16 protein-coding genes are annotated in these 15,715 nt (G+C 42.6%); 10 read left to right on the plus strand and 6 right to left on the minus strand.

Annotated features, from left to right (window positions below):
- Positions 1–4 precede the first annotated feature (4 nt).
- The 4 genes from ACFN7Z_RS12330 to ACFN7Z_RS12345 all read left to right on the plus strand — a co-directional run bounded on the left by ACFN7Z_RS12330 (position 5) and on the right by ACFN7Z_RS12345 (position 5,044).
- Positions 5–1,654, plus strand: a complete 1,650-nt coding sequence (locus tag ACFN7Z_RS12330) for an MFS transporter (RefSeq protein WP_159151715.1) — start codon at positions 5–7, stop codon at positions 1,652–1,654.
- A gap of 32 nt (positions 1,655–1,686) precedes the next feature.
- Positions 1,687–2,847 (plus strand): HlyD family secretion protein, encoded by a 1,161-nt coding sequence (locus ACFN7Z_RS12335; RefSeq protein ID WP_159151714.1) that lies wholly within the window; start codon positions 1,687–1,689, stop codon positions 2,845–2,847.
- A gap of 63 nt (positions 2,848–2,910) precedes the next feature.
- The gene (locus ACFN7Z_RS12340; RefSeq protein ID WP_159151713.1) at positions 2,911–3,780 is read left to right on the plus strand and encodes a 1-aminocyclopropane-1-carboxylate deaminase/D-cysteine desulfhydrase; all 870 of its coding nucleotides are present in this window, start codon (positions 2,911–2,913) and stop codon (positions 3,778–3,780) included.
- A gap of 64 nt (positions 3,781–3,844) precedes the next feature.
- Entirely contained in the window at positions 3,845–5,044 is a 1,200-nt protein-coding gene (locus tag ACFN7Z_RS12345) for an NAD(P)/FAD-dependent oxidoreductase (RefSeq protein WP_159151712.1), read from the plus strand.
- A gap of 21 nt (positions 5,045–5,065) precedes the next feature.
- Here ACFN7Z_RS12345 and ACFN7Z_RS12350 read toward each other — a convergent pair whose 3' ends face one another.
- From ACFN7Z_RS12350 to ACFN7Z_RS12365, 4 genes are all read right to left on the minus strand, one after another.
- On the minus strand, positions 5,066–5,218 hold the full coding sequence (locus tag ACFN7Z_RS12350) for a hypothetical protein (RefSeq protein WP_004981224.1): 153 nt from the start codon (positions 5,216–5,218) through the stop codon (positions 5,066–5,068).
- Between the two features lie 166 nt (positions 5,219–5,384).
- Entirely contained in the window at positions 5,385–5,576 is a 192-nt protein-coding gene (locus ACFN7Z_RS12355) for a hypothetical protein (protein ID WP_159151711.1), read from the minus strand.
- A gap of 61 nt (positions 5,577–5,637) precedes the next feature.
- Complete coding sequence (locus tag ACFN7Z_RS12360; protein WP_159151710.1) at positions 5,638–7,344, minus strand: mechanosensitive ion channel; 1,707 nt, start codon at positions 7,342–7,344, stop codon at positions 5,638–5,640.
- A gap of 163 nt (positions 7,345–7,507) precedes the next feature.
- The gene (locus tag ACFN7Z_RS12365) at positions 7,508–7,786 is read right to left on the minus strand and encodes a hypothetical protein (protein ID WP_159151709.1); all 279 of its coding nucleotides are present in this window, start codon (positions 7,784–7,786) and stop codon (positions 7,508–7,510) included.
- Between the two features lie 288 nt (positions 7,787–8,074).
- Between ACFN7Z_RS12365 and ACFN7Z_RS12370 the strand changes: the two genes are divergently transcribed.
- From ACFN7Z_RS12370 to ACFN7Z_RS12390, 5 genes are all read left to right on the plus strand, one after another.
- Positions 8,075–8,497 (plus strand): hypothetical protein, encoded by a 423-nt coding sequence (locus ACFN7Z_RS12370; RefSeq protein ID WP_004694572.1) that lies wholly within the window; start codon positions 8,075–8,077, stop codon positions 8,495–8,497.
- A gap of 560 nt (positions 8,498–9,057) precedes the next feature.
- On the plus strand, positions 9,058–10,002 hold the full coding sequence (locus ACFN7Z_RS12375; RefSeq protein WP_010326225.1) for a transporter substrate-binding domain-containing protein: 945 nt from the start codon (positions 9,058–9,060) through the stop codon (positions 10,000–10,002).
- Between the two features lie 68 nt (positions 10,003–10,070).
- On the plus strand, positions 10,071–10,814 hold the full coding sequence (locus tag ACFN7Z_RS12380; protein WP_004981232.1) for an amino acid ABC transporter permease: 744 nt from the start codon (positions 10,071–10,073) through the stop codon (positions 10,812–10,814).
- Positions 10,814–11,497 (plus strand): ABC transporter permease subunit, encoded by a 684-nt coding sequence (locus tag ACFN7Z_RS12385; protein ID WP_005399959.1) that lies wholly within the window; start codon positions 10,814–10,816, stop codon positions 11,495–11,497. Before ACFN7Z_RS12380 ends, ACFN7Z_RS12385 begins: the two co-directional genes overlap by 1 nt.
- A 14-nt stretch (positions 11,498–11,511) precedes the next feature.
- The gene (locus ACFN7Z_RS12390; protein WP_010326224.1) at positions 11,512–12,237 is read left to right on the plus strand and encodes an amino acid ABC transporter ATP-binding protein; all 726 of its coding nucleotides are present in this window, start codon (positions 11,512–11,514) and stop codon (positions 12,235–12,237) included.
- A gap of 62 nt (positions 12,238–12,299) precedes the next feature.
- Here ACFN7Z_RS12390 and ACFN7Z_RS12395 read toward each other — a convergent pair whose 3' ends face one another.
- Entirely contained in the window at positions 12,300–13,022 is a 723-nt protein-coding gene (locus ACFN7Z_RS12395; RefSeq protein ID WP_159151716.1) for a carbonic anhydrase, read from the minus strand.
- Positions 13,023–13,749: 727 nt separating this feature from the next.
- Here ACFN7Z_RS12395 and ACFN7Z_RS12400 point away from each other — a divergent pair.
- Positions 13,750–14,937, plus strand: a complete 1,188-nt coding sequence (locus ACFN7Z_RS12400; RefSeq protein ID WP_058952170.1) for an ammonium transporter — start codon at positions 13,750–13,752, stop codon at positions 14,935–14,937.
- Positions 14,938–15,008: 71 nt separating this feature from the next.
- Here the strand turns inward: ACFN7Z_RS12400 and ACFN7Z_RS12405 are convergent, their stop codons facing one another.
- Positions 15,009–15,701 carry an HAD family hydrolase gene (locus ACFN7Z_RS12405; protein ID WP_058952171.1) on the minus strand — a complete coding sequence of 231 codons (693 nt, stop codon included), beginning with the start codon at positions 15,699–15,701 and terminating at the stop codon, positions 15,009–15,011.
- Positions 15,702–15,715: the final 14 nt, after the last annotated feature.

The raw sequence follows: 15,715 nt of genomic DNA on the forward strand, positions 1-15,715 counted from the left end.
ACTCATGACACAGCCACCGCGTTTACTCGAACCTGCGCCAAACTGGACAGCAGAAGAAAAGCCAACCCTACCCGGCTCTCCTGCCGTGATCGCGCACTCCACGCCTAAGCGCTTCATATATTTTTTTATTGGCTTGTTTGTCGCACTGTCTGCAAGTCTCAGTAATGGTTTCATTACTGCAAATTTGCCCTTAATTCAGGGTGAATATGGGCTAACACCCTCTGAGGTGGCATGGATTCCTGCGGCTTATGTGATGGCCAATGTCAGTGCGAACCTGATTCTGTTTAAAGCCCGCCAACAATATGGCCTGCGTCTATTCTCTGAAATTGGCTTACTGATTTTTATTGTAGTTTTGGTTTTACACGTCTTTGTACATACCTTTGAAATGGCCGTACTGGTACGTTTCATTAGCGGCATGGTTGCAGCACCACTCAGCTCCTTAGGCATGTATTACATTATGCAGGCCTTTAAGCGGGAAAATTTTGGTCGCAGTATCTATTTGGCTTTAGGCTTTCAGCAGCTCGGTATTCCTTTGGCATGGATCATTTCTCCGTATCTCATTGACGTCAATAACTGGAATGTCCTGTATACCTTTGAAATTGGTTTAGCCCTGTGCTGTTTCGCAATGGTGGTGTCGCTGAAGTTGCCCCGTAGTTTAAGAATTGCTGTTTTTGAAAAGCAAGACTTCTTCACCTTTGCCCTACTTGCGCCCGGTTTTGCCTTTTTGTGTATTGTGCTGACCCAAGGGCCTATCTTGTGGTGGTTTGAAGTGAAGTGGTTGGCATACCTTTTAATTGCAGGGTTTAGCCTGATTGTGATTGGTTTGGTCTATGAGCATTATCGGGTCAATCCATTGATTATGACGCGTTGGCTGGGGACATCATCCACGCTTCGTTTTATCATCGGTGCCTTTGCAATTCGCTTCTTAATGTCGGAGCAAAGTTATGCTGCCGTGAGTTTTCTCAAAACTATGGGCATGGGCCCCGATCAATTTGTCCCACTCTATGTCGTGATCTTTTTAGGCATCGTGTCTGGTACCTTATTTAGTGCCATCACTTTTTCACGTGAACGGATTATTTGGCACTTACTATTAGCAGAAGCTTTGGTGTTGATTGCTTGCGGACTAGATTTTCACCTTACCAGCGATATTCGCCCTTCCAACTTCTACGGCAGTCAGTTTTTGGTGGGCTTTGCCAGTGGTGTGTTTATTGGTCCACTCTTGATCACGGGTATCTTAAGCGCCATGCAAAAAGGCCCCACCCATATTGTCACGTTTATTGTTTTATTTTCAGCGACTCAAACATTTGGTGGCTTAGTCGGTTCATCGTTTTACTCCACCTATCAACAAGTCCGAACCCAAAACTATCGTGCTGAGATGATTCAACAACTTCCCGAAACCAATCCATTGATTGCACAGCGTCTTTTAGCGTATCAACAAAGTTCGCATACTTACACGCTCGATCAGCAGTTAGAGCAACAACAAGCCTTAAAAAATCTCAATCAAGTGGTGACTCGAGAGGCTCAAGTTCGTGCCTATAACGATGTGATTAGCTTTAATGGCGTTGTTGCTATGCTGCTGTTGTTGTGGGGCACATTCCTGATTGTGCGGAATCAATATCATCTGCGGCAACAAGCGAAAATCGGTCCTGCCTAATGCCACTGCTCCCTATTTATTGAGAAATTGTTATGTCTGAAGATCAAAAACCAGTAGCTCCCGCTGAAACAACCGCAAGGTCTGAAAATACCTCTCAGCCTGAACAGCCCGTGGCAGCAGCAACACCGATTACACCGCCTTCGAGTAAACTGATTCCAACAGCGAAACGTACGCTGATCTTGATGTTTATTGTGCTGATCATCGGTATTGGCATCATTTTATGGGCATGGAAAATTGGGCCCTTTGACAGTGCTGTTGAGTCCACTGACAACAGCTATGTCAAAGGCAAAACCACGGTGCTTTCTTCGCAAATTAATGGCTATGTCAAAGATGTATTGGTCAGTGATTTTGATCATGTCAAAAAAGGACAGGTGTTGATGCATATTGATGCCACGACTTATGACCAAAAAGTCACTCAAGCAGAAGCTGGGGTGGATCAAGCGCAGAATGCACTGTCCAATCAAAGCCAAAATATTGCACAGCGTAAAGCCGATATTGTGGCGGCAGAAGCCAAAGTTGAACAAGCGCGAACAGCCTACCAACTATCATTGGCACAACAGCAGCGTTATCAACAGTTGGGCGACTCTGGCGCAGCGTCTAAATCGGAACAAGACAAAGCCTTTGCCGATACCCAAAATAATTTAGCTTTACTGCAACAAGCACAGGCCAATGTATTGGTGGCAAAAGAAGCGCTCAAAACCGCACAAGTGGCTGAAACAGGACTCAAAGCACAAGTGACCAATGCCTCTGCGCAACTGGATCAAGCAAAAACCACCAAAAACTACAGCAGCATTATCGCCCCGATGGATGGACAACTGGGTGAAGTTAATCCTCGCGTGGGACAATATGTGGCCGCAGGCACACAGTTGCTCTATCTGATTCCGCGGCAAACTTGGGTCACCGCAAACTTTAAAGAAACTCAAATTGCCAACATGAAAATTGGGCAAAAAGCATGGTTCACGGTGGATGCCCTCAATCATCAGAAATTTACAGGTCATGTGGAACAAATTTCCCCAGCAGCGGGCTCAGAGTTCAGTGTGCTTAAAGCCGATAATGCTACGGGTAACTTTACCAAAGTGGTGCAACGCATTGCGGTACGGATTGCGATTGATCCAAATCAGACGGGTATCGAAAATTTACGCCCAGGCATGTCCGTGATTAGTTCGGTCGACACCTACTCTGCACAGCGTTAATTCTGTGCAGAAACCACGACTTTTCACTTACACTAAGCACTCAACCTGATTGATAAAAGTCCTATGTTTGAACAGATTGCGCAGTCCATTCCCTATCAGCACATCAGCGTTGGCGGAGTCAATATCAGCATCAAACGTTTAGACCTAGTCCATCCGCAAATTTCAGGCAATAAATTTTTTAAACTGAAATACAACCTGTTGGCGGCACAGCAACAAGGCTGTAAAAAACTGCTGACTTTTGGCGGTGCCTATTCCAATCATATCGCCGCAACGGCCTATGCAGCACAGTTGTTTGGATTTGAGAGTCTGGGCATTATTCGAGGTGAGGAGCTGGCTAGTAAAGCTTTGAATGCAACTTTAAGTACAGCACAGCAATTCGGCATGCAGTTGCAGTTTGTGACGCGAGAAGCCTATCGGCAAAAGCAAAGCCCAGCCTACTTAGCACAGTTACAACAAGATTATCCTGATTATTATGTGATTCCTGAAGGGGGAACCAATCCTCTTGCCATTCAAGGCTGCACAGAAATTCTCTCTGATGCGGATAGACAAAATTTCGATCTGATTTGCTGTGCTGTGGGTACAGGTGGCACCATTGCGGGTCTGATTGAAGCCAGTCATTCACAGCAGCAAATTTTAGGTTTCTCTGCACTCAAGGGCGATTTCCTGAACACAGAAGTCGAGCAACTGACTAAAAAACGGAATTGGCAAATTACCGATCGATATTGCTGTGGCGGTTATGCCAAAACCACCGCTGAACTATTGCAATTTATCCGTGCGTTTGAACAGCAATATGACATTCCACTGGAACAGATTTACACAGGCAAAATGCTGTTGGGCTTAAGCGATTTAATTCAACAAGGTACATTCCCCATAGATCATCGTATTTTAGTGATTCATTCAGGTGGGTTGCAAGGTCGTTTAGCTACGCTTTAGATAGTCCTGAAAAAGCAAAAAAGATGGTCTATAATGCCCTGCTTTATTCTCCCGTGAGTGTGTCATGTCCGCAAATCAATATGATGTCTTAGTTTTAGGTGCAGGTGCATCTGGCTTAATGACAGCCTATATGGCAGCTCAACGCGGACGTAAAGTGGTGGTGGTAGAAAAAGCCAATAAAGTCGGCAAAAAAATTCTCATGTCAGGTGGGGGTAAATGTAACTTTACCAACCTCTATGTCGAGCCAAGCAACTTTATTTCACATAATCCGCACTTTGTAATTTCAGCCCTCACTCGTTATACCAATTGGGACTTTATTGGGATGGTTTGTGAGTACGGCATTGAATATGAAGAGCGTAAACACGGTCAGCTGTTCACCCTAAAAGGTGCCAAAGAAATTTTAGCCATGCTATTGAGCGAGTGTGAAAAAACAGGTTTGGTCGACATTAAAACCGACTGTGAAGTAAAAGCTATCACCGCACTCGATGAGCAAGGTTTTCAAATTGCCACGACACTGGGTTATTTTGAAGCTGAATCTGTCGTGGTTGCATCAGGTGGTTTATCCATTCCAACTTTAGGTGGTTCTGGCATTGGTTATGAGATTGCCAAACAATTTGGTCATCATGTTTATCCGACTCGCGCTGGTTTAGTGCCCTTTACCTTCTCGGATAGCTTTAAAGAAGTGACCACACGCTTAAGTGGCAACGCGGTCGATGCGACTTTATCGAATGACTTAAACGCTTTCACCGAAGCCCTTTTATTTACCCATCGTGGGCTCAGTGGGCCAAGCTCGCTACAACTGTCGAATTATTGGGATGTAGGACAAAGCTTCAAAATTGACTTCTTGCCAAGTGTGGATTTGCAAGACTACTTAAAAGCCAAGAAGCACAGTCAACCCAAAGCCCTACTTCGCACTTTACTGGGTGAACATTTCCCTAAAAGTGTAGTGGTTGAACTACAAAACCTCATTTGGCCAGAACTGGCTGAAACAGCAATAGGTCAGCTTTCTGATGAAAAACTCGAACACATTGCAACGCGCTTACATGCCTTTGAAGTCAAACCATCAGGAACAGAAGGCTACCGTACTGCTGAGGTGACTTTAGGTGGCGTAGACACCACTGAAGTTTCATCGAAAACCATGGAAAGTAAAAAGCAAAAAGGCTTGTACTTTGTCGGTGAAATACTGGATGTTACAGGACATTTGGGAGGCTTTAACTTCCAATGGGCATGGTCATCTGCGCATGCCGCATCAGAATATGTCTAAGCAATGTACTTAAGCTATAAATTATTCCAAATAGTCCGTGCGTAGCAGTACGCACTGCTTTTGCTTCTGCTGACGGGCAAGTGCTAAGTCCATTTTCGCAATGGCAATATGGACATGGCTCGGCTGGATCACTGAACGTTTTGTCATCAAAGTTTTTTTTAATATTTGCATCATCTGTTTTTCCTTTTTAAACTGCAATTTATAAAAATAAATCGTGAAATGTCCATGCAGCTATAATAAAAGTATAGGCATGTAAGTATTTCTAATTTATGAAATATCCATATTCCACATGCATCAAACATACCAAATTAAATTTCATTCCACACTATAGACTTTTGTATTATTTTTCATCAGATTCATCCGCATCACGGCCCTCAGTTGCAGTAGTCGGTATTCTTTCAGCATTGGTCTGTGTTGTCTCATTGGTCTTAGGTTTTGCAAAGACAAATTTATAAGCACTCACAAAAAATCCAACCGTAATACCTGCAATGATGATTGGGGCAAAATATTTATTTGGGGCTTTTTTTGACATCAGTTTACTCCAATAAAAAAACACCAACCGCCATCAGCGGTCGGTGTTTAGTGTGATTAATTTAGTCTGGATCTTTGGGGTGAACGTCAATATCTTGTTCAGCTTCACCCGTTGAACCAAAAGGTTTATTTAAAGGTTTATGCGCAGGATCAACCTCTGCTGTAGTTGGAATATCATCTGCATGTTGATATTCCTCTGCAACCGTTGGCGTATCCATTTGCTCTTTCAGTGAGGCATGTTCTTCTTTGCTCTGTGCTGATTGCGTGCTTTCAGCTTTGGCCTGATAAAGTGGATTCGGTTGCGTACCTTCTTTTTTGGCTTTATCTAACAAATCGGTCAAAACCCGTTCCGCAGGTTGACGCCCACCGAGACCAAAAGCCAGTGCAAAAGCAATAGCAACCGCACCAAGCGTTAAGCCAAAGGCCAAATTCACAATCGAATCTGCGATACCCATTGCACGCAAGCCCATCGCCAATACCAAGCCAATGATCAAGACACGTACAATGTTCGCCACCCAACGAGAGCTGTTGTATTCACCACGCTCAATCACCTGAGCAACCAAGTTCGCCAGCCAGAAGCCCACGCCCAGAATGACTGCACCTAATAGGATGTTTGCACCAAACTGGATAAACATCGCAATCAAACCACTGATCTGTTCAAAGCCGAGTCGATTTGCTGCTTCAGAGACCGCAAATAGCATGGTAAAGAACACAATAAAATAACCCACAACGCAAGATGCTTTGGTGTTTCCTAAGAAACGTTGCAAGCCAACTTTGTTTGGAATGTCATCTACACCTGTTCCCGACAAGACTTCAACCACAAGACTTGCGACAAAACGTGACACCACATAGGCCAAAATTAAAATTAATGCCGCTGCAATGATGTGCGGAATTGCATTCATGATTTCATACAGCATGGCCGTCGCTGGTTGAGAAATTGCATCAATGCCTAAAGCTTCAAACGCAATAATCAGCGCTGTGATAATAACCATTGCAAAAACAAAAGATCCGAGCACTTTAGCCAAATCTGAGTTTTTAAACAGTCCTACTTTTTCAACCTGTTTTTGTACATCTAGGCTTCTCAATAAGCCCTCAATAATGCCCCGTACAATTTTGGCTAGAATATAACCTGCAAAAACAATTACACCCGCAATAAAGATATTTGGTAGATACAGTACGGCTTCATTGACCATATTTTGGATCGGAAAGAGCAGCCCAGTCAGACCGAGTATCGACAAAACAATGGGTAAGAATAGTAATAAAATCAACCAATAGACAATTTCACTGATGTTTTGACTCAGCGTACTGACTCCGACATCCTGACTGAGTTTTTCATCTAACTGAGTTCGATCCAATCCTTTTTGTAAACCCACTTTGACCAGCTTTGCCACAATCCAGCCAATAAAGCCCACAGCAACAGCAGCCAACAATTGTGGTATAAACAACAAGAACTGTTGAACCATATTACTAAATGGCCCACTTACACTGGTGAGATTGAGAACATTGAGTGCACCGATCACCGCAATAATCAAGATGAGCCAAAACACAACTCGAGAAATAATATTTTCAATATTCGAGCGATGGCCAGTAGCACTGGAAAGTTTTTGGTTGGTCCCGAGTTTGGTTAAAACCTTTTTCACAGCACCTGCAATCAATAATGCAATAATCCAACCAATGATCAGGATGGCGATTGCGGACAGGATTGGGTGAAACTGGTCCCAATAATACATCGCATCAAATCGACCCTGATGCCCTACATAATCATTCATTTTGTTCTCCCTCTTGTTGTGTCTACATCACAGCGACCTTTGCTCAACTACAGATTTTAGTTTTGAAGTGATTGTCTGCCATGAGGTATGAATGAGAAATGGAATACCTTTTGATGACTGCTAAAGAAAAAACCCCTGTACATTACAAGGGCTTTAGTCACATTTAGCGGTCAGTTGCAGTCGCCGTATTGCTATCGGTGGCTACCGCTTCGTCACCTGCTGTTGCAGTGGTGCTATTATTCGGTGTTGCAGGCTCTGCGCTCGGATTCGGATGACCTGGAGGCGCCTCATTCGGATTTGGCTTGGTATCTGCAAACATATAAAATAATAATGCGATTAAGAAAATTCCGACCAATGCCAATATATACAAGGGCACGCGTTTTTTCTTCTGCCGCTCCTCTGGCGTTTGTACATGGGACGGTTTATTGAAATCATGTGGCATATGTTCCCCCTCAATTTTCTATTATCAAGTTGTCGAATTCTCATACTAACAACTGCTTGTGTAGCATTGTGTTTCAAAGCATAGTGAGATAGTAAACAAGCGCTTTATTTTAATCTAAGCTATTATTTTTTAATATTTTAAAAACAGTCGCTCATCAATCAATTTAGTGTTAAAAGTCATATAAAAAGTATTTTACCTAGACATAGACAAAAAGAGTCTGGCGAACAGCGTTCTTTAAATGAATTTGCGCTATAATTATGCACCTTGTTTTAGCTGTTTTTGGACTTTATGGCATATCGTCAACAAAGTGTAACGCTTGATTTAGACACTGATGTTACGCACCAATGTCATTTGCACTACACGCGAGACCAACATCTTATTGGTATTATTGAATTTTCTAAGCCTAGTTATATTTTAAAATGGGGTGATCTGGAGTTTTTCCGTCGTCGTACTGAAGAGTTTTCAGTGATGCCTTTTCCTGAATGTGTCAATGCCATGATTATTGACATTCGAAATGTGCAAGCCTTTTTAGATAATGAAACACCCATCATTCCTTGGCGCTTACTGGAAGAAGAATGTCCAGTACGTTTAGTTGTACCTCAAGACCGTTTAGATCACTATATTGGACTGTTTGAGCCAACATGGCTGACGACGGATATAGAAACGGCTATTTCTGAAATCCGTGAATATATGGATATGTTTGTGCACTAAGCACTTCTTCATACACACCTGCTCATATCCTCCCATTGCGATTGTGCCCTACCATTTGTTCATAACGTACAGTCGCTTTTAGTTTTTAATCCTCTGCGGAAAGCGTAGGACAGTAAACCGAATCTAACTGACCTTTATATACTGCGTCATAAAACGGATCATCTTCAAAATAAAGCACTTTTCTTTTTTATTGCAGTTTTAGCATGTTCTACACGAACAAAATCCATTCTGTCATGCATCCATAACGAAACGCATAGCCAACCCCGTGGCATTAGACATTAGCCTAATAAAATGAATTATAAAACTTGAAATGGCACGCATTATGCATAATTTTCTTTTTAATATCAGAGGAATATAGCGATGCACTTATTTAAAGCATTATTAACAAAATATTAAAAATCCCACTTGAGCAGCAAAAGCAATCTCGATTAAGATGCAGACTAAGCTGTAAAAAAATACCATAAAAAGAACATCTTTTGCACAGAATAAAGCTTTAACCCAATTCTGACGTTTTTGATAAAAACAATGCAATTGATGCTGCAAACAAAAGGAGTTTGTACATGACCATGCAACGTAATCTTTCTGCCTTATTTTGTGCAAGTGCACTTGCGCTGAGCCTCAGTGCATGTAGCGACAACAAAGCACCTGCAACGGATGCAGCTAGCACTGGCGCAGATGCTTCACAGTCAGGCACTTTAGATAAGATTAAAAAATCAGGAACCATTGTTTTAGGTTACCGTGACTCCTCTATTCCATTCTCCTATATCGCAGACAATCCAAATCAACCTGTCGGTTATGCACATGATTTACAGCTCAAAGTGGTTGAAGCTGTTAAACAAAAGCTGAATATGCCTGATTTAAAAGTTCGCTATAACTTAGTCACCAGCCAAAACCGTATTCCATTGGTTTCAAATGGCACAGTCGATCTTGAATGTGGTTCAACTACAAACAACAAAGAACGCCAGCAACAAGTTGATTTTTCTGTGGGCTTCTTTGAAGTGGGTTCACGTTTACTTACTGCAACCGATTCAGGCGTGAAGGACTTTGCTGACTTAAAAGGCAAAAAATTAGTGACTACAGCAGGGACAACCTCTGAACGCTATATCCGTCAGCATGAAAAAGAACTCGGTATTGGTGAAGTGATTTCTGCAAAAGACCATGCTGAATCATTCTTGATGCTCCAAAGCGGTCGTGCTGCTGCGTTTATGATGGATGACATTTTACTCGCTGGAGAAAAATCGAAAGCCAAAGATCCAAACAAGTGGCACATTGTCGGTACAGCACCAATTCAAGAAGTTTATGGATGTATGTTACGTAAAGGCGACACGGGCTTTAAACAAGTGGTTGATGATGCAATTAAAGCCACTTATAGCTCAGGTGAAATTAACAAAATGTACAACAAATGGTTTGAACAGCCAATTCCACCGAAAAACATTAACCTGAACTTTGCTATGTCAGACCAACTTAAAGCCTTAATTGCAAACCCACATGACCGTGATCAGTAAACGATAAAGGAAAGATTAATGTTCACTCAGGCAAAGTTTCTTTGCCTGACCTATTTTAGGGGATTGTCATGAATTATACCTGGAACTGGGGCGTCCTTTGGCAATCCACAGGCGTCGGAGATAGCACCTATCTCAGTTGGATTTTAATTGGTTTAGGCTGGCTGGTTGTTATTGCCATTGTGGCTTGGAGCATTGCAATGGTGCTCGGAAGTATTCTCGGCATTATGCGCACGCTTCCCAATAAAACCGCACGTGCTATCGGCACTGGCTACGTCACCATTTTTCGTAATGTACCGCTACTGATCCAATTATTTATTTGGTTTTATGTGGTGCCGAATTTCTTACCTGGTCCGATTAAGTCATGGTGGATTAATGATTTAAGTGCAGGAACAACAGCGCTGATTTCAGCCAGTATCGGTCTTGGACTGTTTACCGCAGCACGTGTCTGCGAACAAGTCCGCACAGGTATTGAAGCTTTACCTACTGGACAGGTTAATGCAGGTTATGCCATGGGGTTTAGTACCGCACAACTATACCGCTATGTCATTTTACCGCAGTCCTTCCGTACGATTTTGCCGCCTCTGAGCTCAGAGTTGACCAACTGCGTCAAAAATACTTCTGTAGCCTCTTTAGTTGGGGTCTCCGAGATTATTTCGCAGATGAAAACCATCAGCGAATATACGCAGAACACCATCGAAATCTATACCTATGTCACGATTATTTTCATCGTTATCAACGTCTGCTTAATTACCTTAATGACGCTGCTTGAAAAACGTTTACGTGTTCCAGGTTTAATTGCAGGAGCTAAATAATGGAATGGCTCACCGCATTTACCCATGATTTGCAGTTATCTGCACCTGCCCTATGGCATGGTTTAAGTATCACTTTAAAAGTGGTCATCATCGCCACCATTGGCGGTATTTTCATTGGCACGCTGTTGGCACTGATGCGTTTGTCTTCAATTCGCATCTTGAATTTAATTGCCCAAGGCTATGTCAATTTATTCCGCTCGATTCCACTCCTATTGGTATTGATGTGGTTCTACTTTGCTGTACCCTTCATCTACACCACAGTCACGGGAAATTACCTGACCATTGATACCGCTTTGGTCTCAAGTATTGTGGCGTTCATGCTGTTTGAAGCGGCTTATTTCTCGGAAATTGTACGTGCAGGAATTCAATCAATTCCTAAAGGACAGTCTGCCGCGGCTTATGCACTAGGCATGACCTATGGTCAATCCATGCGCTTAATCATTTTGCCGCAAGCCTTTCGCAAAATGACACCGCTGCTGTTACAACAAACCATCATCTTGTTCCAAGACTCAACCATGGTATACGCCATTGGACTACTCGACTTCTTCCGCACCAACTACGTGCGGGGCGATTTGATGTCTCTATTAACGCAATATATTTTATTTGCTGGCTTGGTGTATTTCACCATCAGTATGCTAGCCACATATGCAGTAAAACGATTACAAAGGAGGTTAAGCGTATGAGCGACCAAAAAGTAATGATTGACCTCCAAAATGTCAGTAAATGGTATGGCGATTTTCAAGTCTTAACCGATTGCACCACACAAATTTGCCAAGGTGAAGTGGTGGTGGTCTGTGGTCCATCAGGCTCAGGAAAATCGACCCTGATTAAAACAGTGAATGGACTGGAAGCCTTCCAACAAGGTCAAATCACAGTCGATGGAATACCCATCAAAGACCCGAAAACAGATTTGACCAAATTACGCAGCCGTGTAGGTATGGTGTTTCAGCACTTCGAGTTGTTTCCGCATCTCAGCATTACCGAGAATTTAACCATTGCCCAAATTAAAGTATTGGGACGCTCTGAAGCTGAAGCGAAAAAGAAAGGCTTAGGCTATTTAGAGCGTGTTGGGCTAAGTGCACATGCACATAAATTTCCAGCACAACTTTCAGGTGGACAACAGCAACGTGTCGCAATTGCCCGCGCCTTAAGTATGGATCCGATTGCCATGTTGTTTGATGAGCCGACATCGGCGCTTGACCCTGAAATGATTAATGAAGTTCTTGATGTGATGGTCGAGTTAGCACATGAAGGCATGACCATGATGTGTGTCACCCATGAAATGGGCTTTGCCCGCCAAGTGGCCAACCGTGTATTGTTTATGGATCAAGGTAAAATTGTCGAAGACTGTAGCAAAGATGATTTCTTTAACACCAAACGTGGTGATCGTGCTCAACAGTTCTTAGACAAGATCTTGCACTAGCACAGACGTGTTATCCCACATTAAAAAAGCAGATCACACAATCTGCTTTTTTAATTCATGCTCTAGTCTAAAACCAAGCGCGCATTGGTGGCTTGAACAGGACGATTATTCGGATACCCCATCAGTGCAGCGAAGTTTGCGATTTGCTGTGCTGATGCCTGCTGAATATCTTTTAAGACCACCCAACGTACACCTTCAGTACACGGCGGTGTCGTGAGCGAACCATTAAAGCGGTAGTACTCGCGATGTGTCGGCAAAAATTGATCTGCGTTTAAATTAAGTGCTTTCTGGGGTTGCCTGTACTGCTGCCACAGTCCATCAAGTGCTTGATTCTTTTTCCCTTGTTCATACATCATCGCAATCACAGCCAGCTCGCCTTTTTCAGAAGCATGGACTAAATGTAATTCCATCGGAAAGCTTTTGCCGTGAACCGTATTTTCTGAAGGGCTATGTAAATGCATTTGCAATAATTGAAATCGTTCTCCCTCTAAACTTAAATAACTGCCTTGATGAAAATTGGCTTGTAAAGTATGAGGGAGCTTCACGATACTCGTTGCAGCCGTTTTATAATCAAAATCAAGTGGTGCAAGGTCTGCTGAAATCACATGCTCAATATTAATGGGCGATTGATTATGCCCCGCACAAGTTTGGTATTTTCTATTGAGCTGGCTCCAATACTGCGGTGCGGTTTGTGCTTGATAACCCCAATCCGAAGTTACTTCACTACTGGCCCAAGCCATCACACATGGGAGACCAAACAATGTCGCTATTAGTTTTTTCTTCATCATAATCCATCAAAAAATATCAGTTTAAAACGCCCCAATATCCTCTAAGAAATCACGCTCAAGCAGCAAAACCTAAAATGCCAATTCTGCCTGCTTGTCTTTGTTTTTTGTGCAAACTCTGTAATCATGACTTTTCAGCAAAAAGCCAATATTGCCCGACTATTTTGTCTCGTTGTAGATGTAAAACGATGAAATAGGACTGATCATATATGACAATAATTACAATTAATTACATATAGTTATGTGATTATTCATGTTTTATCTTCAATAGATTAAAATAAGAATGAGAAAATACAAATCATGTTTAAAAACTTTCACTGATGCACAATCAGCACGCACATTTCATGGCATGAGCGTTCCAAAAGAGAACAAAGCAACGGAAACTCAGCTCACAATAGCTGCTAACCGAATTTTTTTATCATTTTTTTGTGTTGCTACTTTTTGGGTTTAACTCAAGAGATAAAATATACATCTGTATATTTAAAATAAAAGAAACTTAGATAAACATAATATATTCATAAACTTAATATTAACTTATATTTTAACCCATGCACCACTGCAATGCACAAACACCATCATGGTGCATACTTTTGCTTTATATCGAGTCTTGTTATTTTTAAGCAAAACTTAATCAATATTTCCTTTTTGCTGAGATCTTCACGAAATTACAGGCATCAGTATACTGAGTTTCTTTTTGCAAAATTTTGCACTCAAATGGAACCTAAACATGCAAAATATTGACTTACTTTTTCTTCTTCTTGGTGCGGTTTTAGTCCTTGCCATGCACGCAGGCTTTGCTTTTTTAGAACTAGGGACAGTTCGTCATAAAAACCAAGTCAACGCTTTAAGCAAAATTTTAACGGACTTTTCACTTTCCGCAATTGCCTACTTCTTTGTAGGTTACTATATTTCCTATGGACACCATTTTTTCCATATTGGGGATACCTTAGCGGCGGATCATGGCTATAACCTGATGCGCTGTTTTTTCCTGCTCACTTTTGCAGCCGCAATTCCAGCGATTATTTCTGGCGGTATTGCCGAGCGTGCTAAAATGCGCTCACAAGCGATTGCAACCGTGTTATTAGTGGCCTTGGTTTATCCTTTTTTTGAAGGGATCGCGTGGAATGGCAACTTTGGTTTACAGCAGTGGCTACAAGATACTTTCGGCGCAAGTTTCCATGACTTCGCAGGTTCAGTGGTTGTACATGCTATGGGAGGCTGGATCGCTTTGGCTGCGGTGGTTTTACTCGGTGCACGTGATGGACGCTACAAGAAAGATGGTCGTGTCAGTGCGCATCCTCCTTCCTCTATTCCTTTCTTGGCTTTAGGTTCATGGATTTTGATCGTGGGTTGGTTTGGCTTTAACGTGATGAGTGCACAGCGTTTAGATGCAATTTCAGGACTGGTCGCGATTAACTCACTTATGGCAATGGTTGGCGGAACCTTGGCAGCCAACTTCGCAGGAAAAAATGACCCAGGCTTCTTACACAATGGGCCCTTAGCTGGTCTCGTTGCAATTTGCGCAGGTTCGGATGTCGTACATCCGATTGGGGCATTGGTGATTGGCGCCATTGCTGGACTGATTTTTGTCAAACTTTTCACCTACACCCAAAACAAGCTGAAAGTCGATGATGTACTCGGAGTATGGCCTTTGCACGGCGTATGTGGTGCCTTTGGTGGGCTTGCAGTCGGGATCTTTGGTCAAAAATGGCTTGGGGGCTTAGGCGGTGTTGCGATGATGTCACAGCTGATTGGTACGCTCTTAGCAATTGGTATTGCTGTTATTGGTGGATTGGTGGTCTATGGCGCTTTAAAAGCCACGATGGGCATCCGTTTAAGCCAAGAAGATGAATTCCGCGGTGCAGATTTATCTATTCATAAAATCTCTGCCAACTCAGATGACAGCATGTTCTAAACGCATTTGCATTTTAGTGCGGCTCACATGGGCCGCTTTTTTTTATTCCTATTGAACATTATAAGGGGCTTTTAGCTTTCTAAATAATCAAAAATCTCGGACAATGCCGTGATACTCGGTGCAGTCATCTGTACTGAAGGAACATGAAAGCCTGATAGCCACAGCGCTTGCATTCCTGCCTGCTGCGCACCTTGTACATCATTAATAGGATGATCACCGATAAATAAGCACTGCTCCACCTCAACAGCCAATTGCTGTGCGGTGTCAATAAAAATATCAGCTTGGGGTTTGGCTTGACCAAACAATCCAGAGCTATTAATCACATCAAAATAATGCTGAAAGCCCAAGCCATTTAATATAGACAGCCGTGTGGCATGACCGCCATTTGAAATAATGGCGAGTTTATATCCTGCTTGCTTTAGACGGGTCAGCGTTTGTTCAGCCTCAGGCATCGCCACAGCACTATGACCAAACTGTGCAAACCAAAAATTGCTTAACTCTTCTAAATGTGGAGGCGCCTGCCAGTTTAACTCCTGTAGCAAAGCGTAAGCCACTGAAGCACCAATACTGGGATGGGTTAAATACTCTTTTAAGGGATAGCCACCATTGTCGATCCGATTCACAATCGACTCAATCTGCTCCACATCAACGCAGTTAAGTTGGCTTTGATAAGTATCGGCAAGATCTTGACTAAAGGTCGCAACACTTCGCCCACGATGCGTCAAGGTATTATCCAAATCAAATAGAACAGCACGTATCGACATGTTTAAACCTCATG

The organism is Acinetobacter sp. P1332 (genome assembly GCF_044057475.1).
Classification (GTDB): Bacteria; Pseudomonadota; Gammaproteobacteria; order Pseudomonadales; family Moraxellaceae; genus Acinetobacter; species Acinetobacter johnsonii.

Coding starts and splice junctions, on each gene's coding strand:
- ACFN7Z_RS12330 (WP_159151715.1), top strand. CDS start 5: ATGACACAGCCACCGCGTTTACTCGAACCTGCGCCAAACTGGACAGCA.
- ACFN7Z_RS12335 (WP_159151714.1), top strand. CDS start 1,687: ATGTCTGAAGATCAAAAACCAGTAGCTCCCGCTGAAACAACCGCAAGG.
- ACFN7Z_RS12340 (WP_159151713.1), top strand. CDS start 2,911: ATGTTTGAACAGATTGCGCAGTCCATTCCCTATCAGCACATCAGCGTT.
- ACFN7Z_RS12345 (WP_159151712.1), top strand. CDS start 3,845: ATGTCCGCAAATCAATATGATGTCTTAGTTTTAGGTGCAGGTGCATCT.
- ACFN7Z_RS12350 (WP_004981224.1), bottom strand. CDS start 5,218: ATGATGCAAATATTAAAAAAAACTTTGATGACAAAACGTTCAGTGATC.
- ACFN7Z_RS12355 (WP_159151711.1), bottom strand. CDS start 5,576: ATGTCAAAAAAAGCCCCAAATAAATATTTTGCCCCAATCATCATTGCA.
- ACFN7Z_RS12360 (WP_159151710.1), bottom strand. CDS start 7,344: ATGAATGATTATGTAGGGCATCAGGGTCGATTTGATGCGATGTATTAT.
- ACFN7Z_RS12365 (WP_159151709.1), bottom strand. CDS start 7,786: ATGCCACATGATTTCAATAAACCGTCCCATGTACAAACGCCAGAGGAG.
- ACFN7Z_RS12370 (WP_004694572.1), top strand. CDS start 8,075: ATGGCATATCGTCAACAAAGTGTAACGCTTGATTTAGACACTGATGTT.
- ACFN7Z_RS12375 (WP_010326225.1), top strand. CDS start 9,058: ATGACCATGCAACGTAATCTTTCTGCCTTATTTTGTGCAAGTGCACTT.
- ACFN7Z_RS12380 (WP_004981232.1), top strand. CDS start 10,071: ATGAATTATACCTGGAACTGGGGCGTCCTTTGGCAATCCACAGGCGTC.
- ACFN7Z_RS12385 (WP_005399959.1), top strand. CDS start 10,814: ATGGAATGGCTCACCGCATTTACCCATGATTTGCAGTTATCTGCACCT.
- ACFN7Z_RS12390 (WP_010326224.1), top strand. CDS start 11,512: ATGATTGACCTCCAAAATGTCAGTAAATGGTATGGCGATTTTCAAGTC.
- ACFN7Z_RS12395 (WP_159151716.1), bottom strand. CDS start 13,022: ATGAAGAAAAAACTAATAGCGACATTGTTTGGTCTCCCATGTGTGATG.
- ACFN7Z_RS12400 (WP_058952170.1), top strand. CDS start 13,750: ATGCAAAATATTGACTTACTTTTTCTTCTTCTTGGTGCGGTTTTAGTC.
- ACFN7Z_RS12405 (WP_058952171.1), bottom strand. CDS start 15,701: ATGTCGATACGTGCTGTTCTATTTGATTTGGATAATACCTTGACGCAT.